This is a genomic window from Nibrella viscosa, assembly GCF_039541875.1.
Taxonomy (GTDB): domain Bacteria; phylum Bacteroidota; class Bacteroidia; order Cytophagales; family Spirosomataceae; genus Nibrella; species Nibrella viscosa.
Genome location: NZ_BAABHB010000012.1, coordinates 53,498 through 78,733, shown reverse-complemented (window position 1 = coordinate 78,733; position 25,236 = coordinate 53,498). Strand labels below are relative to the sequence as shown.

The following is a 25,236-nucleotide window of genomic DNA, read 5'->3' as shown; positions in this document are numbered from 1 at the left end:
TCATCATTCATCATTCATCATTCATCATTATTTGGAGAGTTTCTCCACCACAATGCGCTCCAGGTATTCTTTGATAGGGCCGATCTTGATCTGACTGAGAACGTCTTCGGCGAAGGCGTACATCAGCAGCGATTGCGCTTCGGCTTTCGGGATACCCCGCGACCGCAGGTAGAACAACGCTTCTTCGTCCAGCTTGCCCGTAGTAGTACCGTGTGAGCACTTCACGTCATCGGCGAAGATCTCCAGCTGCGGCTTGGTATTCATGGACGCGTCGGGCGACAGTACCACGTTTTTGCACGACTGGTAAGCGTTGGTTTTCTGGGCATCGGGGCGTACAAAGATTTTGCCGTTGAAAACACCGGTAGAGCGGTCTTCCAGAATTCCCTTGTACAGTTCGTTGCTGTACGAGTTCGGTTTGGCGTGGTCAACCAGCGTGTGGTTATCCACATGCTGCCGGCCATCGGGCAGGTACAGGCCATACATAAACGCTTCGCAATGCTGCCCGTCAAGAACAATGTTCAGGTTATTGCGCACAAAGCTGCCGTTCAGCGTAACCGTAACGGAGTAAAAATGGCTGTTATCCGCCTGATTGACCTGGGTAGTACCGATATGGTACGATTTGTCAGACTCACTCTGTACTTTGTAGTGTTGCACGCGGGCATCCTGCGCCAGCACAATCTCGGTCACTGTATTGACAAAACTGGCCCGGTCGCCCAGGGTCCGGTACGATTCGGCCACAATAACCTCCGAATTACGGCCGGCCACAATCAGGTTACGGGGCTGGGCCGCTACGTTTTTCTGCCGGGCGTCGTTAATATACCGCAGAATAATCGGCGTTTCCACTGTAGTGTTGTCGGGTACCCACACCACCACGCCGTCGTTGGCAAAAGCGGTGTTCAGCGCCGTAAAGGCATTGTCCTGGTAGTCGGCGTAGCGGGCGAAGTAACTACCCACCAGTTCGGGGTCCATTTTTACCGCATCGGCAAAGCTTAGGATCTGCAACTGGGAGGAGGAGCTAACCACACGCGACAGCTCCGGATGGTAAGTGCCGTTGACAAAATACAGAATATTGCCTTCCAGATTGGGGATTTGCAGTTCCTCCAGGGCATCGGCTTCCAGCGTACCGTCGGCGTTAAAGTCGAATACCTCTTTGGTAAGCCCGCTGACGTTGGAATATTTCCATTCTTCATGCTTGACGGTCGGGAAACCCAGCCGGTCGAACTGTTGGAGCGCCTGCCGGCGTAGCTGATGCAGGGGCGTTTTGCTCTCGCCGTTCATGCGTTCTTCTGCTTCGCGGAACGCCGTCACCAGCCGGTTCTTCAGATCGTTATAGGATTGATTTGATGGAGTCATTTGCGTTTGAAGTTTGAGGTTTGAAGTTTGAGGTTTGAAGTTGTAACCGCTCCATATGTTTGGGCGTTTTTAAACTTCAAATCTCAAACCTCAAACCTCAAACGATATTTTTATGCTGCTTCTACTTCGGCTTTAATCCAGTCGTATCCTTTTTCTTCGAGTTCGTAGGCAAGTTCTTTCGGGCCGGATTTCACAATACGGCCTTTGTAAAGCACATGTACAAAGTCAGGCACAATGTAGTCGAGCAGACGCTGGTAGTGCGTTACCACAATGGTTGCCCGCTCCGGAGAGCGCAGTTTGTTGACGCCTTCGGCCACAATCCGCAGTGCATCAATATCCAGACCCGAATCCGTTTCGTCGAGAATAGCCAGCTTCGGCTCCAGCATGGCCAACTGGAAGATCTCGTTCCGTTTCTTTTCGCCACCGGAGAACCCTTCGTTCAGAGCCCGGCTGAGCAGCGACTGGTCAATATTGACCAGCTTCATTTTTTCTTTCATCCGTTTCAGGAACTGCACGGCGTCGAGCGGGTCCTGTCCCCGGTATTTACGAATTTCGTTGAGCGCGGTGCGCAGGAAGTTGGTCGTGCTGACCCCCGGAATTTCGACCGGATATTGAAAGGCCAGGAAGATGCCTTCGGCTGCCCGCTCTTCCGGGGCCATGTCCAGCAGGTCTTTGCCGTCGAACAGGACACTGCCTTCGGTAATTTCGTAATCTTCGCGGCCGGCCAATACCGAAGCCAGCGTACTTTTACCGGAACCGTTCGGACCCATAATGGCATGAACTTCGCCGGCGTTTACGTCCAGGTTAATCCCTTTTAATATTTGCTTATCGCCGATTGAGGCTTGTAAATTGCTGATAGAAAGCATAGTAGGTTAATTGTAACGGCTGTATTAACGCTGCAAAGGTAACAGATGAATACTTATGTACCTTGTAAGATAACAATATTGCCCCGCTAAAAGTTGATGGCCCCTGCACTTAATTGTAAAGTAGTACCGTATTTTGCGAATCTAATAACCACCTGCTTTTATGCGTAATGGAAAACTATCTGTTGCTACTCAGCCCATACAGGTTTCTTCGGAAATCGGAACGCTCCGCCGTTTGTTGATCCACAGCCCCGACCGGGGCTTGGGCAAAGTAATTCCCTCCAAGGCTCAGGACTGGCTGTTTGAAGACATCGTGCATATCGACATGATGCGCCGGGATGAATATGATTTTTACGTAAAACTGTTGCTGTACTTTTTGGATCCCGACAAGGTTCGGGGCCGTATTGCCGATCTGGCACCAACCAAAGACCGGGCGTTTTTTAAGCCCGACCACCCGGAATACTTCAAGTCCGATAAGGTTATCGATTTACAGTGCCTGCTGTCAGACATTCTGACCGATAACCTGATCCGGATCAAGCTGATTGCATCCATCTGCGCCGTAGAGCGTGCCTCCGTCAAAACGCAGCAACTGCTGCAGGAGTTTGACCCTGTAGAGCTGGCTAAAATCCTGATATCAGGCTCGCTGCCGGACCGGACCATGCTGTTTGCTCCTCTACCTAACTTCATCTTTACCCGCGATATTGGCATTGTTATCAACGACCATATCCTGCTCAACAAGCCTGCCAAACTGGCCCGCACCCGCGAAGCGCTGCTGGCACAGTATATCTTTTTTAATCACCCGATCTTTGCCGATTATAAGGACAAGATTATTGAGATACCCGATAACGAACACGCCTTCTTGATGGCCGACGGGGAGGCTAACAAAGACCTGACCCGCTCGACGCTGGAAGGGGGCGATGTGATGATGATTTCAAAGCGTCATTTGCTGATCGGCTGCAGCGAACGTACCACGCTCTATGCGGCTGAGCAGGTGATGCGGATTGTGTTCGAAAAAAATCTGGTGGATACGGTGACGATCATCAGGATTCCGAAAAAGCGGGATTACATGCATATCGACACCATTTTTACGCAGGTAAAGCGGAATGTATGGGTGTTGCTGGCCTCGCTGGGCCGCCTGGGCGACGAGGCTAAACAGCGGGATGTGATTCACTTTTTTGCGCCTAAAGATGTGTCGGAAGACCTTCGGATTCTGCAGTTTATCAAAGGGCTGGAGCATAAGCCTATTGAAATGGAGAACCTGGAAGATCTGCTGGCCGACATTAGCAAAAACGATCTGGGCTGTAAGGATCCGGTTCAGTTTGTTTATTCGGGGAACAACGAATTCCCGTTTGGCGCACGGGAGCAATGGACCGACTCCTGCAACCTGCTGGCTCTGAAAGATGGCGTAGTGATTGGCTACGACCGCAACGACAAAACCGCCGAAGCCTTCCGGGAGGCCGGTTTCGATGTGGTGTCGGCTGCCGATCTGCTCGACCGGTTTGAACGGGGCGAATCGTCGCCCGAAACCATCGAAAATACCTTCATTATGCTGCCGTCGGCTGAGTTGTCGCGGGCGCGTGGCGGGTCACACTGCATGAGTTTGCCCCTGCTCCGGGATGAGCTATAGCCCCAAAATGCAATTTTTGTCGTAAATTGAGGCCAGATTAGTTGATTAACCCCCGAACTGTAAAGAACGTTATGCAATCGCAAGCCACTTCACGCATTCTAATGATCCGCCCGGTTTGTTTTGCTTTTAACGAGCAAACCGCAGGAACCAACGCCTTTCAGGACCCGGTTGTAGCGGTTCAGACAAAAGATAATGCTCAGGAAAATGCCCTTCGGGAGTTCGACGAAATGGTGCGGCATCTGAACGCGCTCGGTGTGGATGTGATTGTGTATGAAGATCTCCAGGAGCCGTATACCCCGGACTCCATTTTTCCCAACAATTGGATCTCCTTTCACGCCAGCGGTACGGTCGTACTGTACCCGATGCAGGCTGAAAACCGGCGGCTCGAACGGCGCAACGACATTATCGACGACCTCAGCCAACAGTTCCATGTGTCTAAAGTGGTTGACCTCACGCCGTTTGAGCAGGAGGGGAAGTATTTGGAAGGAACAGGCAGCCTGGTGCTCGACCGGATGAACCGCGTGGCCTTCGCCTGCCTGTCGGCCCGCACGCACGAGGACGTGCTCATGGAGTTCAGCCGGCGAACCGGTTACCGGGTAGTGCCTTTCCACGCGTATGATGTCGGGGGAATGCCCGTATACCATACCAATGTGGTGATGTGCATGGGCGACACGTTTGCCGTTATCTGCCTGCGGGCCATCAAAGACCTGGATGAGCGGCTACTGGTACGTCACGAACTGGAGAAGCTCGGTAAAGACATCATTGAGCTATCCCTGGAGCAGATGGCCAGTTTTGCCGGTAATATGCTGCTGATTCATAATCGGAAGGGGGAGAAGCTGCTGGTTATGTCTACCCAGGCCTATAAATCGCTGACCCTCCGCCAGATTGATACCCTCAACGATTACGCTACCCTGCTGCATTTCGACCTGGGAACGATTGAAGGCAATGGCGGAGGCTCTGCCCGCTGCATGATGGCGGAAGTGCATCTGCCACGCAAGTAAAACGGAATTATATTTCATTTGGGATCGTTTCTAAACGGAATATAATCGCTTCGGCGATCCGCTCCGTTTTACGCTACACACATGAACTACACCATCACCGGGTCACTGGGCCATACCGGCCGACCCATTACCGAAGGCTTGGTTAAGGCCGGGCATTCCGTTACGGTAATTACCAGCAAAGCCGAAAACACCAGCGAAATTGAAGCCCTGGGGGCAAAAGCCGCCGTGGGTAGCCTGGAAGACGGCGCGTTTGTGAAGCAGGCGTTTGCCGACGCTGATGCCGTGTACCTGATGGTACCTCCTAACTGGAACCCTACCAACTGGCGCGCCTGGCAAAATGTCATTAACGACAATTATGTTGAAGCCCTTAAGGCAAATGACATCCGGTTTGCGGTTGTGCTCAGCAGCATCGGCGCTCACCGCGAAGGGGTTGGGCCAATAAGCGGCCTGCATGATCTGGAAGAAAAGCTGAAAACCATTGATGCGCTGAACGTTAAGTTTCTGCGTCCGGCTTATTTCATGCCCAACTTCATGTCGCTGATTCCGATGGTAAAGAATGCGGGTATTCTGGGCGGTAATTTTGGCAACCCGGAAGAAAAAGTGGCGCTGGTCCACCCCAGCGATATTGCCGGAGTAGCCCTGCACGAACTGTTGAATCTCGATTTTACCGGTAAGCGTGTTCGCTATATCGTGGGTGACGAACGCACCGGCGACGAAATCGCCAGGGTATTAGGCGAGGCTATCGGCAAGCCGGAGATCCCCTGGATCGTGTTTTCCGATGAACAAAACCTACAGGGACTGCTACAGGCCGGGCTCAACGAAGAGGTTGCCCGCAGTTATACGGAGATGGGTGCGGCCATGCGGACCGGCATTATGCAGGAAGACTATTGGCAGAACCGCACCACCCTCGAAAAAATCAAACTGGAAGATTTTGCCCGTACCAACTTTGCGCCGGCGTTTCAGGGCTGATGGGCAGGTAATATCCTAGGCTAGATTGTCTTTTTTGCCGGCAAAGCCGGATGCAAAGTCACCAAATTACCGGGGCGCTTGAAAAAATAGATGACGGCCATAAGCCGTCACTATTCGTATCATAAACACTACTGTTCACGTAAATTACCGGCCACCTAAAGGAATCAGGTAGCCCAGGGAGGCCATGTATAACCTGGCTTTGGTCTCCCCCTCGCTGGTACGCTGGGTATTATCGATGGCGTAGTTATAGCGCCCTTCCAGCAGCAGGTTGCCGGGGCCTAACCGGACCGATAATCCCAGCCCGCCGGTAACCCCGTAGCCGAACCGCTCGCTGAAGCCTTCCCGCTCAATAGGGCCGGAGAGGTCTATCGCCAGGTTGTTCAGCGTGGCTACACCCTTGACCCGGCCGTTCAGGAAATACGTGCCAAAGGCTCCGCCGTTGACAAAGAACCGGAGCGTACGTCCGCCGAACGAAGCTTTCAGCAGCACCGGCACCTCCAGCGCGTTGATGGTTCCCTCGGCAAAGCCGCTTCGGCTACCCTGGCTCAGCGTATAGCGAAAATTATACTGGTTGAGTAAGACTTCGGGTTGCACCGAAAACACTGGCCCCCCCATGTTCAGCACCAGGCCTGCGTGATAACCGGGGGTATATTCCTGCTGCGCCCCCTCAATATTGTTGAGGTCTTCCCGGGTTACCATACTGCGGTTGACACCCCCCCGCAGACCGACGCTAAAACCGGAGCGGCCGGCTATGGGCCGGGTTGGCGCTACCGCTTGTGAGCGAGCGGGCGTTTTGGCCGCCGAAGGAGTCGGCCGGGCTGTGGCAGATGACAGCCTGGGCTGCGCCGGCAATAGCCCGGAGCTACAGGTTATCAGGATAAGACAAAGCGTGTGTTTCATTGACCTGGGTTAATTGGCTTTTAGGCAAATGTGACGAGAAACCCGGTAATTATCAACTAATGGCTGAGGAAGCGGTATGCCAACTGATTTATCGGTAAAAAGGCGTAAACAACCGAAGCCGTTAACCGCTTATAGGTGTATCATCTCAACCCTGCATATGACAACCAATCATTCTAAAACCGCCGTTGTGACAGGATCAAACCGGGGCATTGGCAACGAGGTAGCCCGGCAGCTTTGCCGGCAGGGCTTTGCCGTTTTTATTGCCTCGCGAGACATGCACGACGGCCGTGAGGCTGCCGAAGAACTCTGCAACCAGGGGCACGAGGCTATTTTTCTGCACATGGACGTTAGCGACCCGCTTAGCATCAAAAACGCCGTGGGTACGTTTTCCCAGAAAGCCGACCACCTCGATGTGCTGGTGAATAATGCCGGTATCCTGGAAAATGCCGAGGTGCCCATCACCAAAATGAACGTGGAGGCACTCGAACGGGCGATGACGACCAATGTTTACGGACCCATTATTGTTATACAGGATTTTTTGCCCTATCTGGAAAAAAGTCCTGAGGGGGGCCGTATCATCAACGTATCGAGCGGAGCCGGTTCTCTGCATCGGATGCGAACGTATGCGCCGGCGTATAGTATCTCCAAAACGGCTATGAATGCGGTGACCCGCCAGTTTGCCGCCTGCCTGCATGACCGGCGCATTGCCGTCAACTCGGTTGATCCCGGCTGGGTGCAGACGGATATGGGCGGAGCCCACGCACCCCGGCCGGTTGAAAGCGGAGCGGAAACTATTGTCTGGCTGGCTACCGGGGCTCCCCTGACCGAAACGGGTAAGTTCTGGAAAGATAAGCGCGAGGCAGAGTGGTAAGGCGTACCCCCTTCTCACAAAAAAGCCTATTTGCCTTCACGTGCAAACAGGCTTTTTTGTGAGAAGGGAAACCGATCAGGCAACTTCTTCCTCTGCTTCCAGCGTCAGCTCTTCCGGTGTTTTTTCAATCGTTTTCTTAGACAGGTAGGTGTATACCGCCGGAATAATATACAGCGTCAGCAGGGTAGAGAACAGCAGGCCACCAATTACGGCAATACCCATTGATACCCGGCTTTCGGAGCCGGCTCCCAGCGCCAGGGCAATGGGTACCAGGCCCAGCACCGTACATAGGCTGGTCATCAGAATGGGACGGAAGCGGGAAACGGCCGCATCATGGGCGGCTTCGTACCGATTCTGTCCCTGCTCTTTGCGCTGATTGGCAAATTCAACGATCAGAATTCCGTTTTTGGTGACCAGGCCCACCAGCGTAATAATTCCGATTTGGCTGAAGACGTTCAGCGTCTGACCGAAGTCCCAGAGCGAAACCAGGGCTCCGCAGAGGGCCAGCGGTACTGTTAACAGAATGATAATAGGGTCGATAAAACTCTCGAACTGTGCGGCCAGAATCAGGTAGATCAGCAGCAGTGCCAGACCGAAGGCGAGGTACAGCGACGACGAACTCTCCCGAAATTCTTTGGAGGTGCCGTCCAGAGCGGTCGAAAACGATGGATCGAGGACTTCCTTAGCAATGCGTTCCATCTCCTCAATACCTTCGCCCAGGGTAACGCCCTTTGCCAGACCGGCCGATATGGTAGCAGAAGCGTAGCGGTTGTAACGGTATAACTGTGGTGGCGTACTTTGCTCGCTCATCCGTACCAGGTTGTCGAGCTGAATCAGGTCGCCCCGGTTGCTCTTGACAAACAGCGAACGCAGGTCGGTCAAATCATTGCGGTCGGGCCGGTCGATCTGGCCGATCACCTGGTATTGTTTACCGGCTTTGATAAAGTACCCAAACCGCCGGCCCGAAAGCCCCAACTGGAGGGTTTGGGCTACATCCTGCACCGAAACGCCCATGTTCATGGCTTTCTCCCGGTCGATCTCCAGTTTGATTTCAGGCTTGGTAAATTTCAGGTTGACATCGGCCGCCGAGAATTTATCCGATGCCTGTACCTGCTTCATAAACTCCGGTACAGCCCGGCGCAGATCTTCAAACTTACTGGCCTGAATCACAAACTGAACCGGCAAGCCACCGCCCCCGCCAACGCGGGTACCCGTTGTGATGGTTTGCTCCTGTACTATAATGGCCTTCGCCCCCGGAAACTGTTTCACTACGGGCGTCAGTTCGTCTACAATTTCCTGCTGAGATTTAGTGCGCAGTGGTTTCTCATTCAAAATGATCCGGAATGCTCCGGTATTGGTAGCGCCTGAGCCAAAAGTAGGGGAGGTAATGGCTGTAACGCCCGTTATCTCATTCGTTGAGAACATATCCCGCATATATTTGGCTACCTTGTCGGTATACTCCAGCATGTACTCGAAGGTAGAACCCTCGGGGGCCGTAACCTGAATCCGGAAGCTACCCCGGTCTTCGAGCGGAGATAGTTCAGACGGAATGGCGTTTGTTCTGAAGAGCAGATAAATAATTCCGATGAAGCCGGCCATGAGTACCCAGGCCATCCAGCGAACGCGCAGGAAGCTGCTGAGCGAGTTCTCGTAACCGGCCACCACCCATTCAAAAAAGGGTTCGGTTACCCGGTATAGCCAGGGCTGCCGGTGGCGGGTCTTAAGCAGCCGCGCCGATAGCATCGGCGTTAGGGTGAGCGACACAAAGGCCGAGATAATGACTGATCCGGCTACTACAATACCAAATTCACGGAAGAGACGCCCCGTAAGACCCTGCAAAAAGATCACCGGCAGAAACACCGCAGCTAGGGTAACGGTAGTGGAAATAACGGCAAAGTAGATCTCTTTTGAGCCGCTCACGGCTGCCTGGAACGGCGACATGCCTTCTTCTATCTTGGTATATATGTTCTCCAGCACCACAATGGCGTCGTCGACCACCAGGCCAATGGCCAGTACGATACCGAGCAGCGTGAGTACGTTGATGGAGAAACCAAAAGCGTACATGATAAAAAACGCACCAATCAGCGAAACAGGAATGGCAGTGAGCGGAATAAGCGTACTGCGCCAGTCACGGAGAAAGATAAAGATGATCAGGGCAACCAGAATGAACGCAATCAGAATCGTTTCCTGTACCTCTTCAATCGAGCGCCGGACGTATCGGGTATAATCGAAACCCATTACCACTTTTATATCCGGAGGCAGATCCCGTTTAATCTGTTCCAGCTTTTTATACAGATTATCGACAATCTCGATCTGATTGGCCCCTGGCTGCGGAATCACGGCTACCGAGATCATAGGGACTCCGTCGCGTTTGAGCAATGTCCGTTCGGCTTCGGGGGCCAACTCGGCGTAACCAACATCACGGAATTTAACCACTTGATCAGCCTGCTCCTTCAGAATGAGGTTGTTAAAGTCCTCTGGTGTGGTCAGGCGTCCGAGCGTCCGTACCGTTAGTTCAGTGGTCTGGCCTTCTACACTACCCGATGGCAATTCAATGTTCTGCCGGCTGAGTGCATTGGCTACATCCACGGCCGTGAGCCGGTACGATGCCAGCTTGACCGGGTCGATGCGCAGGCGCATGGCAAACTTTTTTTCGCCCCAGAGCTGAACGCCACTCACGCCCGGTATAGTCTGGAATCGCTCTTTAAACTGCCGGACGGCAATGTCGTTTACTTCCATCAGCGACCGCTTTTCAGACAAAAGCTGGAGAAAATAAATTGGGCTGGCGTCGGCGTCGGCTTTGGCAACAACCGGCGGATCTACTTCGGGTGGCAGCAGGGCCACGGCGCGGGATACGCGGTCGCGCACGTCGTTGGCAGCTGCTTCGATATCGACGCTTAGTTCAAACTCGACGTTGATGGTACTCCGGCCATCGCGGCTGGAAGAGGACAGGGTGCGGATACCGGCAATACCGTTTATCGATTCTTCGAGCGGCTCGGTAATCTGCGACTCCACAATATCGGCGTTGGCCCCGGTGTAGTTGGTCGTTACGGTAACGACTGGTAATTCAATACTGGGAAACTCACGAACGCCCAGGTAATAAAAACCAATGCCGCCGAATACCATAATCAGCAGTGACATAACCACGGCCAGCACCGGCCGCTTAATACTGGTGGTAGATAATGTAGCCATGCATTACAGTATGTTTTTGATTGCCACTTCGCTGCCCGGTTTCACCATCTGAATGCCGGACGTGATCAGGGAATCGCCCTGCTGAAGGCCTTTGCGAATTTCAACGTTCCGGTCGGTGCGGGTACCAATTTCTACCGCTACCGATTCTACTTTATGATTGCGTACTACAAATACCTTTTGGCCGGTTACTTCCGGAACAACTGCCTCTGTTGGTACCACAATGGCGTTACTCCTGGCGTTCAGCACCAGTTCAATCCGGGCAAAGGCCCCTGGCACCAGCATCTGATTCGGGTTGGGACTGACAGCCCGGAGCAGCATGGTTCGGGTATTAGGGTCGACTTTGGGTTCAACTGCGTAGACGGTGCCGGTATGCGGATCGTCCGACCCTTCTACGATAAACTGGATACGGCTGCCCTTGCGAACGACGGAGGCATACTTGGCCGGAATAGAAAAGTCCAGCTTGGCGGGGTTGGTGTTAGTAAGCGTGGCAATGCGGGAGGTAGGGGAGATGTAACTGCCGTTGCTGATATACCGCAGACCAATGGTGCCGTTGAAGGGTGCCCGGAGAACTGTTTTGGCGATCTGGGCTTTCAGATTCTCAATATCGGCCATGATGCTGTTCAGGTTGGTCTGGCTGATTTCGTACTCCTGCCGGCTGATGGCTTCTTTCTCTAACAGGCGTTTCTGGCGGGCTTCGTTGTCTTCGGCCAGTTTTTTGTTGTAGTTGAGTTTTTGTAACTGCGCCTGTAAGTCGGCATCGTTGATGCGCAGCAGCACCGCGCCCTGCTGCACATAGTCACCTTCGCGAAAATAGATGCCGGTAACGCGGCCCGCGATTTCGCTGCGGACATCAACTTCTTCGTTGGGAATAATGGTGCCGGTGGTGAGGATTTTTTCATTCAGTATATTAGCTTTTATCACCATCACCTCTACCGGGGTAGCAGCCCCTACGGCCGGTCCGGTCTGCGAAACCGTTTTGGTCAGTGTACCGGCAACGTCTTTGGACTCCGCCCTGGCATTGCTCCCCGCTGACTCCTCATTCCTCAGCGATTTCAGCTTTGGGTAAAAGGCCATACTAACCACAACCAGTATGATGGCGAAAGTCAATATACGTTTGGTAAATTTGTTCATAAATGCTTTGATACGTAAGCAGTAATAAAAAAGGGAACAGTAAAGAAACTACTGCTAATTTACGTAAAAAGTACGGGCACTTCTGTATATACATGGATTTCGGCCAACAAAAAAGCCCGACCTTGTGGGCCGGACTTTTTTGCACAAAAAATTATAAGATTAGTACCCGTTGTTCTGCTGAATCTTCGGGTTGGCATCCAGCTCAACCTGCGGAATCGGCATGATTCGGCGGGCATCAAGTGGCTGAGATAGTCCACGAAGCGGCCGGATACCGAGTGCCTCGCTCAATCGGCCGCTTCAGGCGGCTCAGATCGTACAGCCGGTCACCCTAAATTTACAGACCAATGTTCAGACCGAACGTTACGATTTTCGTTACCGGTACCGGCAGGTCGTTCTGACCGTCGATCCGTGTTTCGGGGTCAAACGTCAGACGCTTGTCGGCTACTTCAAAAGCCGCTTTGTTATGGATTTGGCACAATTAGCTTATTAACGTTGATTTCGCCCTGCGGAATTGGCCAGATATATACGGAGGCTGTAGCCGGCACGGCTTGTATGGTACCCTTAGCCGGTAGCGGCTGATTGAGACGCAGCAAGTCGTTCGACCGGAAGCCTTCGCCCAGCAGCTCAATCCGGCGCTCCAGCAGGATGGCATTGACTAATGCATCTTTGCCGGCAATGTCTTCGGCTTTATAAACCGCGTTCGGGGCCGACCGGCCGCGTACGGCGTTCAGCAGCGCCAGCGCCTGCTCATCAACACCAGTAGCCAGGCGGGCCCTGGCTTCGGCCAGGTTCAGCAGCACTTCGGCGTAGCGGATAACCGGCGCAAAGTCTTTATGAACCGGACCGGTCGGGAACTTAGCCAACCGGAACCGACCGGCATCACCGGCAATATCATTTCGGATCAGGCTGGTCCGGCGGGCATCGGTGGCCGTAAAGGCGGTATTGGCCAGAATACCGTTCGGGTTCAGGCTATAGTCACCCGGCCCGATAACGGGCATATAATAGCTGGCCAGCCCGTTCTGAGTGCCCGGCAGGTCGTTGTCACTGAACGGCATCGACAGAATCGACTCGGTGGTGGTGTAGTTGGTAAATACCGTACCGATAGAGGCCTGCAACTGGTGAGCTACCCCGGTAGCGGCCCGGAAGGGGGTCGCTGCCGACACAATCTTGTTGGCTTCGGTAACCACATCGGCCCATTTGCCCATAATCAGGTTCACGCGGGTTTTCAGCGCAATGGCCGTGTTTTTGTGCGCGCGGGTGGTGTTCAGCAGGGCGGTGGCGTAGTTGGCCGGCAGGTTCTGTTCGGCAAAATTCAGGTCGTCCAGAATTTGCTTATACACCTCTGCTACCGTACTCCGGGCCAGGTCGTTATTGCCACTGCCCACTTCGCCTTTCAGTCGCAGGGGCAGGCCGGGGCTGGCACCGTTGTCTTTGGTATACGGCTGCGCGTACAGTTGTACCAGGTTCAGATACGACAGCGCCCGCAGGAACCGGGCTTCGGCCCGGTACTGGTTGGCCAGCGTGCCCTCTACCACGCTCGGATTGGCGTCCAGACCCGCCAGAAACAGATTTATCCGGTTGATGGCCAGGTAGGCTGCGTTCCAGAGGTTTGTTGGTTCGTTGGACTGTGAGTTGTTCGAGTGGTTCCAGGTCTGTAGCGCCGTAACGCCGTTATTGGTGACGTTCAGGAACTCTTCGCCCCGTACATCGACATACACATAGTAGCGGCCACCCAGAAACTGACCGGATTTGGTACTGGCGTATAAGCCGTTGACCTGCGCCAGCACCCGATCCGGGTTTGCAAAGGCATCACGGTCCGATAGGCTCGTCAGCGGACTGGGCTCCAGCAGTTCTTTTTCGTTACAGGATGTAACCAGGGGTGTAAACAAGACGGCCATCACGGCGGCTTTCAGCAATGTGCGCCGGGTTGGAGCGTGAAAGGAAGTAAGTATAGTCATTACGGTTGTTTCGGAAGTTGTGATTAGAAATTGATACTGGCACCCAGCGTATACGAACGAGCCTGCGGAGTAGAGTTCCGGTCGACACCCGGCGCAATGTTGGAGTTCCGGTTGGTCGAAACTTCCGGATCAGCACCGGTATAGTTCGTAATCAGGAAGGCATTCTGCACCTGCGCGTATACGCGGAGCGACGAGATATTAGCCCGACGCAGCAGCGCGTTTTTGAAGTTATAGCCCAGCGAGATGTTGCGTGCCCGGATGAAATCACCTTTCTCTACGTTTTCCGAAATGGGGGTAGCGGAGCCGTTGGAGATATTATCGTTCAGCACAGGCCGGGGAATATTGGTCACATCCCCCGCTTTCTGCCAGCGGTTCAGCACGTCGGTATGGTTATTCCAGGGGCGCTGATCGCGCAGACCGGCTTTGGTACCGTTGTAGATTACGTTGCCGCCCGAATACTGGAGAAAGATGCCCAGGTCGAGGTTACCGTAGGTGAACGTGTTGTCCAGACCACCATACCACTTCGGAATGGCCGCTCCAATTACCACCCGGTCGGAGCCGGTAATGGCGGGCGCAACTTCGCCGGTTTGCACATAGGTCCACCGCCGGGCCGGAGCCGCTGAGTGGTCATACTGCACCTGCTCACCCTTGGCGTTCACAAAGATCCGCTGCCCGTTAGCCGGGTTTACACCTACCGTTCGCACAGCAAAGATGCTACCGATGGATTCGCCTACCCGAACGATGTTGGAACTTTCCAGACCACCGGTCTGCGCCAGAATATCGGCGTTGTTGTTCGCCAGCGCCAGGACTTCGTTCTTCAGCGTGGTCAGGTTAAAGCTGGTCGTCCACTTAAATGGCCCTGACTGAATGTTAGTGGACGTTATCGCAAATTCAACTCCCTTGTTTACCATTGAACCTACGTTGGTGGCGATGCTGTTGCCGGGAATACCCCGCGACGGGGCCTGCGGCTCAGGCAGTACCAGGTCGGTTACTTTGTTGTTAAAGTAGGTCAGTTCACCCGTAATCTTGTCGCCAAAGAGGCCGAAAGCGATACCGAGGTCAGTTTTGGTGCTGCTTTCCCAGCGCAGGTCCGGGTTACCGGCCTGGGCAAAGACGAAGGTCGGCACCGTGCTGTACAGACCAGAGTTGAACAGGCTCAGGGACGCAAAATCCCCCACCCCTACGTTACCAACCCGGCCCCAGCTTGCCCGCAGCTTGAACTCGTTGACAATGCTACCCAGGGCCGAATTCTTCCAGAAATCTTCCTGCGAAATCCGGTAACCGACCGAGCCACCCGGAAAGTCACCGTACTTGCGACCCGAGGCATAGGCCGAATAGCCATCACGACGGAAGTTCAGGGTAATGAGGTATTTCTGGTCGAAATCGTAGTTCAGACGGGCAAAGTACGACAGGAAGCCGTTTTGGCTCTGGAAATTACCGGCCGGCGGATTGTTGGTGGTGAAGTTGCCCTGGTAGGAGGTAAAGAACGGATCGGTCAGGCCCTGCCGCGAGCCGCCCCAGCGGTTGATGGTGTACTTCTGTGCTTCGGAGCCGGCGGTCAGGGTGAAGTTATTCTTGCCGAAATCCAGATTATAGGTGAAGTAGTTCTGCCAGTTCCACAGTTTGATGTTGGTATAGATATTTACCGCCAGACCGTTGTTACCGGATTCGCCGTGAATGCTGTTCCGGAAGTCGATGTCTTCGACCGTGGTATTGTCGATGCCGTATGAGGTCCGGAACGACAAACCCTTTAACAGGTTAATATCGGCGAACACGTTACCCAGCAGGTGGTTATTTTCCGAGGTAAACTTGCTCAGATCCAGGTCGGGCAGGGGGTTGTAATAGCCACCCGGTCCCGTCAGGTTATTGCCCAGGCCCATGGCGTTGGCCGCCCGGTTGATGTTGTAGGAGCCATCGGGATTGCGCGGAGCCAGGTTCGGAGCCAGTACCAGCGGCAGACGTCCCAGACCACCCGTGCTGAATGCCCCCGTAGTTCCTGTATTGGGTGAACGGTTGAAACTGTTGGCCAGCGTCATGTTAGCCCCCAGCTTGACGGCTTTGTTCAGTTGGTGCGAAATATTCATCCGACCCGTCAGACGGCTAAAGTCGTTCTTCTGGATCATACCCTCCTGATTGGTATAGCCCAGCGAGAAGGCGTAGCGAGTGTCTTTAGTACCGCCGTTGACGTTGATGTTGTGGCTGTGTGATAGTCCGGTGCGGTAAATCAGGTCATACCAATTGGTATTAACAACACTGCCGTCCGGATTAAGTGTGGGGAAGAACTGATTCGGCAGACCGGCATTTCGGGCGGCCTCATTCTTGTAATCCATATACTGCTGCGCGTCCAGCATCTTGAAGAACCGGAACGCCTGCGTGCCTCCTACCCAGCCATCGTAGCTTACCTGAGCCTTCCCTTCTTTCCCTTTTTTGGTGGTAATCAGGATAACCCCGGCGGCAGCCCGGGAGCCATAAATAGCCGTGGCCGATGCATCTTTCAGGATTTCCAGCGATTCAATATCGGCGGGGTTGATATCACCGAGTGGGTTGTTCACCGTAAAACCACCAGCCGACACATCACCGGAATTGATGGGCAGCCCATCCACCACAATCAGGGGCGACGAGCTACCGTTGATGGACGATACGCCCCGGATACGGATCACCGGTGCATTGTTCAACACGCCGTTGGGCGTAACAATGTTGACCCCGGCGGCCCGGCCCTGCAAGGCCTGATCGAAACTTTGGACCGGCTTGTTGGCAATCACATCGCCGGCCACCGACGTTACTGCACCCGTAATAGTCTTTTTGCTCTGGGTACCATAGCCCACAACTACCACTTCGTTCAGCACAGAAGAGTTGGTTTCCAGTTTTAAATTAACCACTGAGCGGTTGTTGACGGCTATTTCCTGCGACGTATAGCCGATAAAACTGAAAACAAGACGGGCATTTGCCGGAACACTGATGCGGTAGGCTCCGTCGGCGTTGGTGGTGGTACCACGGGTGGTGCCTTTAATTTGAACACTAACACCCGGCAGCGGGGTGTCGTCGTCGGCTGTAGTAACCTTACCAGTTACAGTGAGGTCCTGGGCCAGTGCGGGCATACAGAGCACGCACAAAAGCCAAAAACTAAATAGAAATTTTCCCATTGGATAGGAGAATGTTTGGTTTAAGTACTAAAACGGTCGCTAAAATAAGGTGAAAGTGTAAAAGTGAAAATTGTATTTTAAAATTAGTTAAGCCTGTAAATGCTCTATATACGTACCTATATTATAGTGCTATGAAATTATTTTAGGATGGGGCTTATCTTTGATAATTTTTCAATATTTTGGGGGTATTATTGTAAGAAATAATAAAATAGTTGGCACTCTAATTGTTTTTTAAGTAAATTTTAATTTGTATCTCTACTGCACTTCTAGGGATTTTTTACGAAGCCAAGCTGCTATACGAATTGTCTGATTTGAATAATCTAAAGAAAGCCGGTTGGGTTATATACTTATTTTTGTTGAGTAGAAGAGTCTTTATTCAAGCCTATACAAAAAAAGCCCGTCCAGATCTGGACGGGCTTTTTTTTGAAGCGGTTTTTAAGGCCGGATGCTAAACCCGACGCGCTTGTAATTTTCGCTCGGCAGTATATCTCTGCCATTTCCTTCAATTACAAGCACGAGGTTAACGGCCGGTACACTGGCGGCTGCGGTACCACGAGGAACCGTAACTGTAACCGTTCCGAAGCTGGAATTGGCCGGAATAACCACGTTGCCCCCGTTGGCCAGCGTAAAATGAGTGCCTTCTACAGCCGTGCTGTTTTCTTTATCCACAGAAACCTTGATGGTTTCGTCAGCAGACCGTTGCTTACCAACCAGGTTAATGCGCTGAGTAAGGGTAACAGCCGTGGCGGAGTTACCGGCACTGATTAGCGGGTATGTACGGCCAACGGCGGGGGTCGACGTGATAGCCGTTTGGAACTCAACTACCGTTTTTTCGTCAAAAGTTTTGTCCAGATCCTCAAAGCACGAGGTCATGCCGAACAGCATCAGGAGCGCTACGGCAAAGCCTAAAATATTCTTCATAGTTTTTATGTCTCTGCAATTAGTAACCGAAGTTTTGTCTTAGGTTTGGATTGTTGGTGATTTCCCGAACCGGAATCTGGGCCAGTAAGCGGAAGTCGATGTAAGGAACCGTGGTTGGTGTCTTCACAATATCTACTCCCCGGCGCTTCAGGTCAAACCAGCGTTGTCCTTCAAAAGCCAGCTCAATGCGACGCTGTCTCAGAATCTCGGTCAGCAGATCAGTGCCTTTCAGGTCGGTCCGGGCCGGCAGACCAGCGCGGGTCCGAATGGCGTTTACATCGGCCAGGGCCTCTGCTTCCTTACCCAGGAAGTAATTGGCTTCGGCGCGGTTCAGGTACATCTCTGATGCGCGGATTACCGGAACGTTGTCCAGGTTTACGGCCCCGTTCTTACCAAAGAACTTCGTAGTCTCGATTTCGGCAGTACCCCGGCCGGTTGTGCCCAGTTCGTACAACTGACGGCGGATGTCAAGCACCTGATTGTTTGCACCTTTTTCGGCCTCCAGCGCTGTCAGCAAAGAGGCTGACGGGACCAGATCGCCAAAACCACCCGTTCGCGTACGGTCACCCAGCGCTACCAGAGTCGTATAGGTCGTTTGCAGGGACTCGTTTACCCCGATGTTCTCCGGCGTGGTGTAAGTAACCTCGAAGAACGATTCCGGGTGACGGTTGGCCCGCCAGCCGCTTAGGTAACTGTCGCGGTCGAGGAACCGGGCCGGACCAGCAGCCAGCGCGTCGGTAGCGTATTTCACCGCATTGGCATAATCCTTATTATACAGCGCTACGCGGGAGAACAGCGCCAGGGCGGCACCCCGGTTCGCGTAGAACTGGCCGCGGGCGTTGTTCAGCTTGGTCGATGCTACCGTCAGGTCTTCGTAGATCTGCTTGTACACGTCGGCAATGGGAGCACGGGCCGGGAACTGGATCTGGTCGGGGGTCAAAACTCCTTTTACCAGCAGTGGCACACCACCCCGGTTGTATTCGGCTACCTCTACCCCAGGCTCATAGGCATACGCCCGCATCAGGTCAAAATACAGCAGCGCCCGCAGGAACTTGGCTTCACCTTCGTACCGGTCCCGGGTGGCCTCATCCGTAATGTTCGGGAGGGACTCCAGCACCAGGTTCGCCTGGTTAATGGCGTAGTAGGACAACTGCCAGGTGGCAAAATGAGCGCCTACCTGGTTCAGGTATTCGGCGTTCAGACGACCTGATTTATTGGTAGCCCGCCCATTGTCAGACAAGGCTTCCGGAATGGCAATCAGATCCCGACCGTACAGACGGGGGCTTTGCAGGCGGTCGTATATACCGTTCAGAGCCGCATCGATACCCTCAGGGGTACTCAGCGCGGTAGAAGAGCTGATCGACTGCCGGGGCTGCACATCCAGCAGTTGGTCGCAGGCACTCAGCGAAAGGAGAGCTACCAGCGGCAGCCATTTGGAAAACTGATATGTATGATTCAGAAACATGATGGTCAATCAAAAATTTAGAAGCCTAACTGAATACCAACTGTGTAGGTACGTGAGATGGGTACAACACCATTGTTACCGGCACCCAGGTTCAGGAACTCGGCGTCGTAGCCGGTCCACTTGCTCCAGGTAATCAGGTTAACGGCCTGGGCATACACCCGAGCCCTTGATACCCGTACGCGCTTGGCAAACGTAACCGGAATGTTGTAGCCAAAATCAACCTGCTTCAGACGGATGTACGACGCATCTTCCAGCGTACGGGTACCGGACAGGTTGCTGGAACCCCGAATTTCGGCGTTGCCGTTGTACGGACGAGGGATGTCGGTGATATCACCCGGCTGCTGCCAGCGACGGTTGTATACGTCGGTCAACGTGTTAAACAGACGACCACCATTCTCCGACAGGAAGCTGCCCTGGCTGTTAAATTCTCTCCGGCCAAATTCATACTGGAACAGTACGTTCAGGTCGAAACCACGGTAGGAGAAGTTGTTGGTCAAACCTCCAAAGGTTGTTGGAATGTTAGACCCCATCACTCTAAAGTCGGCCGGGTTACGCGGAGCGTAGGTGATATTGCCGTTGGCGTCGTACCACATACCGCGGCCGGTAGCCGGGTTAACACCCGCATACTGTGACGTAAAGATTGTGCCCAGCGGGTAGCCGATGATGACACTCGTATTACCCGGCAGGGCGACCAGACTATCCGGCGTAGCCAGTGGCCGGATACCATCGAACAGCTTCGTTACCTTGCTCTTTACAAACGTGTAGTTGAGGCTGGTTGACCATTTGAAACCACCCCGGTCAACGTTTGTGGTAGTAATCTCGAACTCGATACCGCGGTTTCTGACTTCTCCTACGTTCTGGGCAACTTCACTGAAACCGTTTACGAACGGAACCGGCTTGAACAGCAGCAGGTCTTTGCTCCGACGCTCAAACACATCAACGGCACCGCTGATCCGGTTATTAAAGAAACCAAAGTCCAAACCAAAGTTGGCGGTAATGTTTTGCTCCCATTTCAGGTTCGGATTCGACAACTGAGTGGGGGCCATACCGGCCTGGTTGTTGTAACCGAAGCCACCTTCAAACAGACCCAGCGAGGGGAAGTTTCCGATCTGGTCGTTACCCGTAGAGCCATAGCTGGCACGCAGCTTTAGCGCGTTTACCACCGTGCTGCCCTTCAGGAAGCCTTCTTCCGAGATTAACCACGAAGCAGCGGCTGCCGGGAAGAAACCGTAGCGGTTTTCGCGACCGAAGCGCGACGAACCGTCGTACCGGCCAATCAGGTTCAGTACGTACCGGCCCCCATATTCATACTTCAGGTTGGCAAATAACGCGTCTTTGTGGAAGCCGGTCCAGAAACCACCCGTAGAGATCGGGTTAGCGGCTGAGTTGGCGTAGCGGAAGTCGGGCGTCGGCAAGTTCTCGGCAACGATGCTGATACCCTGCCGAATGTCACTACGGTACTCGGCACCGGCCAGGAAGCCGACGTTATGTACTGAATTAAATGTCCGGTTGTAGTTCAGCGTAACGTTGCTGATAAAGTTGGTAATTTCGTCGAACTGGTTCTGAATACGACCCCGTACGTTTATACCGTCGGCCGTACGCGGATCACTGAAGTTCCGGCCTTTGGTCATGCGATAATCTATACCCACAAACGGCTTCAGCGTGAGGTGGTCCGTTATCCGGTACGTCAGGCTCAGGTTACCCACCGCCGAGTTGGTAGTAGCCCGAATATCGTTCAGCTCACTAACCATTAGCGGGTTCTGGTTAAGTATCCCTGCTATACCGCCGGTGGCCGGTGTTCCGTAGTAGCTGCCGTCCGGGTTATAAATGGGGTTAACCGGCACGATCAGCGGACCGGCAAAAGCGGCTGCACCCAGGAACGAACCGCCGTTAGGCGAGCCAAACTGCCCCCGCTGCGTGATAGTGCTGAGGTTCAGTTTCTGCTCCAGTGTCAGCCGGTTGTTGATCTTATGTGTCAGGTTGACAGTGCTGGTACCGCGCTTGAAGTCGACGTTCAACAAGCTGGCATCCTGATCGTTGTAAGCGGCTGAAATAAAGAAGGTGGTTTTGTCGCTACCTCCGTTCATCGAAAATTCGTAGTTCTGACCACGGCCGTTGCGGATACCCACTTTCTGCCAGTCATAGGTTGGCAGGGCAGCGATTTCAGCTTCTGAAAGCTCAGGGTTCAGACGTACCGACGACAGTACTGCCCGGCGAGCCTGATCAACAGTATAAGCCGGGTTGGTAGCAGCCGTCTGGTTGAAAACAGCTTCCGTACGCATCTGGAGCCACTGCTGCGTGTTCAGAACATCCAGGTATTTTACCGGCTCAACAAAGGCATAATATGTATTCAGATTAAACTGAGTTTTGCCGGCTTTTCCTTTCTTGGTGGTTACCAGTACAACCCCGTTGGCAGCCTGAGAACCATAGATGGAAGCCGCAGCCGCATCTTTTAATATTTCGATTGACTCGATATCGTTCGGGTTCAGGAACGACAGCGGGTTGGTACTCGTAAACGAGGAGGTTCGGTTGCTGTTCAACTGCACACCATCGACAATGTAAAGCGGATCAGTACCGGCGGCAATAGAGCCAACACCCCGGATACGTACCTGTACGGCACCACCCGGTACCCCGTTGGCTGAAGAAATCTGCACACCAGCCGCCCGGCCCTGTAGCGCGCGATCGAAGCTCTGAATCGGCATATTTTCGATGTCAGAACCTTTAATTTTAGAGATAGAGCCAGTGATTTCGCGTTTGCTGAGTGTTCCGCCATAACCCGTTACAACAACCTCGCTTAGCTCTGTGGTGTTGCTCTGGAGCGTGACATTTACCGTAGACCGGTTACTAATAGCCACTTCCTGCGAGTTAAAGCCGATGAAGCTAAATACAAGCCGTGCATTCTCGGCCGCGTTTATCCGGTAGTTTCCCTCTGCGTCGGTCGACGTTCCACGGGTCGTACCTTTTACCTGCACACTGACACCCGGTAGGGGAGTGCCGTCGTCTGATGAAGTGACTTTACCAGTTACGGTACGGTCCTGGGCCAGGGCGGGCAGTGTCAGCACACACAAGAGCCAGAAACCCGATAAAAGTTTTCTCATAGAATTAGTATAAAGTTTTGTTTAAGTAAGAAAACGGGTGCGAAAATAATGCGAAAGTTAACAAAAGGAAAATTCGATAATAAAATTTCGGACTTGCGCCGGTAAACTCTGGCAAGAAATTTGATATGAGTTTTTTTGTAAATTTTAAACGTATATGGCTTTTCATTTTAAATTTTTAACCATTTGTGTAAATTCTTTATGACGAAATCAACGAATCTAGGAGCTCTAATCCTGCTTTAATGATTTTTTAATTTAAAATTTACTTTTAAGAGTCAAAATTCGTACTGTTTTTATTATTCGGTAAATACCAAATTTTATTTGGATTTGAACCCTTCAGAAAAAAGATGTACTTTACAGGAAATGGCCTGATTCCGGTGCGGAGTCGAACCGATTAATAAGTATTTTTAACAGGTCTTTGCCCCCTGTTGACCTGATTCTGGCGGTAAATTGATTAAAACTGGTTATCGGCAAAATTTGACTATTATCTTTGGCTCTTCTCGTACTAACCTATTTTATATGACACCTATCAAGTATGCGTTAGCAACTACGTTCGGCATCGCGCTGGCGATTCCCAGCCTGATGGCTCAGCCTCAGCCGCTGAACAGCCGAATGGATAAACTGGCCGAGGGGCTGGAGAAAAAGGTGATTACCTGGCGCCGGGAGTTTCACCAGAACCCGGAACTGGGTAACCGGGAGTTTCAGACAGCCGCTAAAATTGCTGCTCATCTGCACTCGCTGGGTATTGAAGTAAAAACCGGCGTGGCCAAAACGGGCGTTGTCGGTGTTCTGAAAGGCGGAAAGCCCGGCCCGGTAGTAGCGCTGCGGGCTGATATGGACGGCCTGCCGGTGACCGAACGAGTCGATTTACCCTTTAAGTCAACGGTTTCTACGGAATACAATGGCCAGAAAACCGGCGTCATGCACGCCTGCGGGCACGACAGTCACGTGGCCATTCTGATGGGCGTGGCCGAGGTGCTGGCGTCCGTCAAAAGTGATTTGAAAGGTACGGTTAAATTCATTTTTCAACCGGCTGAAGAGGGTGCTCCGCAAGGCGAAGAAGGCGGTGCCGAACTGATGGTGAAAGAAGGTGTGTTAGAGAACCCGAAGGTAGACGCCATCTTTGGCCTGCATATTAACTCCCAAACCGAAGTGGGTACCATCAAATACCGGCCCGGTGCCATCATGGCGGCTGTTGACTCTTACAGCATCAAGGTAAAAGGCAAGCAAACTCATGGGGCTAACCCCTGGTCGGGCGTTGACCCTATCGTGACCTCGTCACAGATTGTTATGGGCCTACAGACTATTGTCAGCCGGAATCTGCCGCTGACCGATGCGGCTGCGGTGGTAACGGTGGGTGCTATTCATGGTGGTATCCGGCAAAATATCATTCCGGAAGAGGTAAACATGATCGGGACCATTCGCTCGTTTACACCCGATATGCAGCAAACCATTCACCGGCGCATCAACGAAATTGCCGGTCATATTGCCGAGAGCGCCGGGGCCAAAGCCGATGTTAAGATCGACGTCATGTACCCGGTAACCTATAATGATCCCAAACTGACCGATCAGATGGTGCCTACGCTGGAGGCCGTAGCCGGTAAAAATAAAGTGGTGATAACGCCGGCCTGGACCGGTGCTGAGGACTTCTCATTCTATCAGCAGAAGGTGCCCGGCTTTTTCTTTTTCCTGGGCGGTATGGCGAAAGGCAAAAAGCTGGAAGAGGCTGCCCCGCACCACACCCCGGATTTCCAGATCGACGAGAGCGGATTTACCCTGGGCGTTAAGGCACTTTGCCACCTGACCGTTGATTATATGGAGCAGCGCACCTCTAAGTCGACCGCCAGTGCCCGGTAACACCAACGGGAATACATATACGAAAGCGTTCCGGGCTACGGTTGCGGGACGCTTTCGTTTTATTACTCAGCCGCCCGGCTGCGTACCAGGCGGGAAATAATGCCGGGGAAAAAGCGCTTCAGGTAAATACCCCCAATTTCTTTGCCGCCGATATACACTTCTTCCTTTCCATCGGCCACGGCCTGCGCTACCTGGCGGGCAAACACATTCGCGTCCATACCCTGTGCCTGGTTGGTGTTCATGCGGTTGTAGGTTTCGCCTTTTTCGTTGAGGGCGCTGAGTGAAATCGGCGTTTTGATGTAACCCGGACAGACAATTGTCACCCGCAGGCCCTGCGCATGGGTCTCTGCGCGGAGCGAATCGAAGAAGCCCTGCAGAGCGTGCTTACTGGCGCAGTAGCCCGACCGCTGCTTAACGCCGATCTTACCGGCTACGCTGCTGGTCACCACAAAATGCCCGCTCTGCTGCCGGAGCATATAGGGCAGCACCGCTTTGGTCAGAGCCACCACCCCGAAGAAGTTGATCTCCATCAGCCGCCGGTATACCGCAAATTCTGTCTCGGCTACGGTACCCCGTTGCGTAATACCGGCATTCTGGACCATATAATCGATGCGCCCAAAGCGTTGGAGCACAGTTTGGACCTTGCCGGAAAAGGTATCAATGTCGATCACATCCATTGGCAGCACCAGCACCTCCGAAGCTGGCAAACCGGTCAGACCCGCCACCCGCTGCAATTCATCTGCCCGGCGGGCCGACAACACCAGCCGCGCTCCCTGCCGGGCCAGTTCAAGGGCCAGCGCTTCGCCGATGCCGGAGGACGCGCCGGTAATCCAAACTACTTTTTGGGCGAAAACAGACATAGTCTTAGAATTTTCAGTGGGCACTGCCTA

General features: G+C 53.2%; 18 protein-coding genes. 5 read left to right on the top strand and 13 right to left on the bottom strand.

Features of this window, described 5'->3' with window-relative positions:
- Positions 1–27 precede the first annotated feature (27 nt).
- Positions 28–1,353: a Fe-S cluster assembly protein SufD gene (gene sufD, locus ABD931_RS22570; RefSeq protein ID WP_345270253.1), complete on the bottom strand. Its 1,326-nt coding sequence runs from the start codon at positions 1,351–1,353 to the stop codon at positions 28–30.
- A gap of 110 nt (positions 1,354–1,463) precedes the next feature.
- Positions 1,464–2,219 carry a Fe-S cluster assembly ATPase SufC gene (sufC, locus tag ABD931_RS22565; RefSeq protein WP_345270252.1) on the bottom strand — a complete coding sequence of 252 codons (756 nt, stop codon included), beginning with the start codon at positions 2,217–2,219 and terminating at the stop codon, positions 1,464–1,466.
- Positions 2,220–2,379: 160 nt separating this feature from the next.
- On the opposite strand from sufC, the gene ABD931_RS22560 reads away from it, so the two are divergent.
- The 3 genes from ABD931_RS22560 (at position 2,380) to ABD931_RS22550 (ending at position 5,813) form a co-directional block, all read left to right on the top strand.
- A complete protein-coding gene (locus tag ABD931_RS22560; protein WP_345270251.1) occupies positions 2,380–3,843 on the top strand; it encodes an arginine deiminase family protein in 1,464 nt (487 codons plus the stop codon).
- Positions 3,844–3,914: 71 nt separating this feature from the next.
- The gene (gene ctlX, locus ABD931_RS22555; protein ID WP_345270250.1) at positions 3,915–4,844 is read left to right on the top strand and encodes a citrulline utilization hydrolase CtlX; all 930 of its coding nucleotides are present in this window, start codon (positions 3,915–3,917) and stop codon (positions 4,842–4,844) included.
- An 81-nt stretch (positions 4,845–4,925) separates the two neighbouring features.
- Complete coding sequence (locus ABD931_RS22550; RefSeq protein WP_345270249.1) at positions 4,926–5,813, top strand: NAD(P)H-binding protein; 888 nt, start codon at positions 4,926–4,928, stop codon at positions 5,811–5,813.
- 144 nt (positions 5,814–5,957) lie between these two features.
- On the opposite strand, the gene ABD931_RS22545 is transcribed toward ABD931_RS22550, so the two are convergent.
- Positions 5,958–6,713, bottom strand: coding sequence for a porin family protein (locus ABD931_RS22545; RefSeq protein ID WP_345270248.1), 756 nt, complete (start codon positions 6,711–6,713; stop codon positions 5,958–5,960).
- 157 nt (positions 6,714–6,870) lie between these two features.
- On the opposite strand from ABD931_RS22545, the gene ABD931_RS22540 reads away from it, so the two are divergent.
- Positions 6,871–7,584, top strand: coding sequence for an SDR family oxidoreductase (locus ABD931_RS22540; RefSeq protein ID WP_345270247.1), 714 nt, complete (start codon positions 6,871–6,873; stop codon positions 7,582–7,584).
- A 75-nt stretch (positions 7,585–7,659) separates the two neighbouring features.
- Here ABD931_RS22540 and ABD931_RS22535 read toward each other — a convergent pair whose 3' ends face one another.
- From ABD931_RS22535 to ABD931_RS22495, 9 genes are all read right to left on the bottom strand, one after another.
- Positions 7,660–10,776: an efflux RND transporter permease subunit gene (locus tag ABD931_RS22535; RefSeq protein ID WP_345270246.1), complete on the bottom strand. Its 3,117-nt coding sequence runs from the start codon at positions 10,774–10,776 to the stop codon at positions 7,660–7,662.
- Positions 10,777–10,779: 3 nt separating this feature from the next.
- On the bottom strand, positions 10,780–11,907 hold the full coding sequence (locus tag ABD931_RS22530; protein ID WP_345270244.1) for an efflux RND transporter periplasmic adaptor subunit: 1,128 nt from the start codon (positions 11,905–11,907) through the stop codon (positions 10,780–10,782).
- A gap of 159 nt (positions 11,908–12,066) precedes the next feature.
- On the bottom strand, positions 12,067–12,195 hold the full coding sequence (locus ABD931_RS22525; protein WP_345270243.1) for a hypothetical protein: 129 nt from the start codon (positions 12,193–12,195) through the stop codon (positions 12,067–12,069).
- Between the two features lie 46 nt (positions 12,196–12,241).
- Complete coding sequence (locus ABD931_RS22520) at positions 12,242–12,385, bottom strand: hypothetical protein (RefSeq protein WP_345270242.1); 144 nt, start codon at positions 12,383–12,385, stop codon at positions 12,242–12,244.
- On the bottom strand, positions 12,369–13,865 hold the full coding sequence (locus tag ABD931_RS22515; protein ID WP_345270241.1) for a RagB/SusD family nutrient uptake outer membrane protein: 1,497 nt from the start codon (positions 13,863–13,865) through the stop codon (positions 12,369–12,371). The genes ABD931_RS22520 and ABD931_RS22515 overlap by 17 nt, the downstream gene beginning before the upstream one ends.
- Positions 13,866–13,888: 23 nt before the next feature.
- Positions 13,889–16,963: a SusC/RagA family TonB-linked outer membrane protein gene (locus ABD931_RS22510; protein ID WP_345270240.1), complete on the bottom strand. Its 3,075-nt coding sequence runs from the start codon at positions 16,961–16,963 to the stop codon at positions 13,889–13,891.
- Between the two features lie 480 nt (positions 16,964–17,443).
- Positions 17,444–17,929 (bottom strand): DUF4843 domain-containing protein, encoded by a 486-nt coding sequence (locus ABD931_RS22505; RefSeq protein ID WP_345270239.1) that lies wholly within the window; start codon positions 17,927–17,929, stop codon positions 17,444–17,446.
- Between the two features lie 19 nt (positions 17,930–17,948).
- The gene (locus ABD931_RS22500) at positions 17,949–19,394 is read right to left on the bottom strand and encodes a RagB/SusD family nutrient uptake outer membrane protein (protein WP_345270238.1); all 1,446 of its coding nucleotides are present in this window, start codon (positions 19,392–19,394) and stop codon (positions 17,949–17,951) included.
- Between the two features lie 17 nt (positions 19,395–19,411).
- Positions 19,412–22,492: a SusC/RagA family TonB-linked outer membrane protein gene (locus ABD931_RS22495; RefSeq protein ID WP_345270237.1), complete on the bottom strand. Its 3,081-nt coding sequence runs from the start codon at positions 22,490–22,492 to the stop codon at positions 19,412–19,414.
- Positions 22,493–23,071: 579 nt separating this feature from the next.
- Between ABD931_RS22495 and ABD931_RS22490 the strand changes: the two genes are divergently transcribed.
- A complete protein-coding gene (locus ABD931_RS22490) occupies positions 23,072–24,346 on the top strand; it encodes an amidohydrolase (protein WP_345270385.1) in 1,275 nt (424 codons plus the stop codon).
- A 62-nt stretch (positions 24,347–24,408) separates the two neighbouring features.
- Here ABD931_RS22490 and ABD931_RS22485 read toward each other — a convergent pair whose 3' ends face one another.
- On the bottom strand, positions 24,409–25,206 hold the full coding sequence (locus ABD931_RS22485) for an SDR family oxidoreductase (protein WP_345270236.1): 798 nt from the start codon (positions 25,204–25,206) through the stop codon (positions 24,409–24,411).
- Positions 25,207–25,236 lie beyond the last annotated feature (30 nt).

What these genes read in the sequence shown, in the direction of transcription:
- sufD (WP_345270253.1), bottom strand. Translation starts at nt 1,353, where the DNA reads ATGACTCCATCAAATCAATCCTATAACGATCTGAAGAACCGGCTGGTG.
- sufC (WP_345270252.1), bottom strand. Translation starts at nt 2,219, where the DNA reads ATGCTTTCTATCAGCAATTTACAAGCCTCAATCGGCGATAAGCAAATA.
- ABD931_RS22560 (WP_345270251.1), top strand. Translation starts at nt 2,380, where the DNA reads ATGCGTAATGGAAAACTATCTGTTGCTACTCAGCCCATACAGGTTTCT.
- ctlX (WP_345270250.1), top strand. Translation starts at nt 3,915, where the DNA reads ATGCAATCGCAAGCCACTTCACGCATTCTAATGATCCGCCCGGTTTGT.
- ABD931_RS22550 (WP_345270249.1), top strand. Translation starts at nt 4,926, where the DNA reads ATGAACTACACCATCACCGGGTCACTGGGCCATACCGGCCGACCCATT.
- ABD931_RS22545 (WP_345270248.1), bottom strand. Translation starts at nt 6,713, where the DNA reads ATGAAACACACGCTTTGTCTTATCCTGATAACCTGTAGCTCCGGGCTA.
- ABD931_RS22540 (WP_345270247.1), top strand. Translation starts at nt 6,871, where the DNA reads ATGACAACCAATCATTCTAAAACCGCCGTTGTGACAGGATCAAACCGG.
- ABD931_RS22535 (WP_345270246.1), bottom strand. Translation starts at nt 10,776, where the DNA reads ATGGCTACATTATCTACCACCAGTATTAAGCGGCCGGTGCTGGCCGTG.
- ABD931_RS22530 (WP_345270244.1), bottom strand. Translation starts at nt 11,907, where the DNA reads ATGAACAAATTTACCAAACGTATATTGACTTTCGCCATCATACTGGTT.
- ABD931_RS22515 (WP_345270241.1), bottom strand. Translation starts at nt 13,865, where the DNA reads ATGACTATACTTACTTCCTTTCACGCTCCAACCCGGCGCACATTGCTG.
- ABD931_RS22510 (WP_345270240.1), bottom strand. Translation starts at nt 16,963, where the DNA reads ATGCCCGCACTGGCCCAGGACCTCACTGTAACTGGTAAGGTTACTACA.
- ABD931_RS22505 (WP_345270239.1), bottom strand. Translation starts at nt 17,929, where the DNA reads ATGAAGAATATTTTAGGCTTTGCCGTAGCGCTCCTGATGCTGTTCGGC.
- ABD931_RS22500 (WP_345270238.1), bottom strand. Translation starts at nt 19,394, where the DNA reads ATGTTTCTGAATCATACATATCAGTTTTCCAAATGGCTGCCGCTGGTA.
- ABD931_RS22495 (WP_345270237.1), bottom strand. Translation starts at nt 22,492, where the DNA reads ATGAGAAAACTTTTATCGGGTTTCTGGCTCTTGTGTGTGCTGACACTG.
- ABD931_RS22490 (WP_345270385.1), top strand. Translation starts at nt 23,072, where the DNA reads ATGGCTCAGCCTCAGCCGCTGAACAGCCGAATGGATAAACTGGCCGAG.
- ABD931_RS22485 (WP_345270236.1), bottom strand. Translation starts at nt 25,206, where the DNA reads ATGTCTGTTTTCGCCCAAAAAGTAGTTTGGATTACCGGCGCGTCCTCC.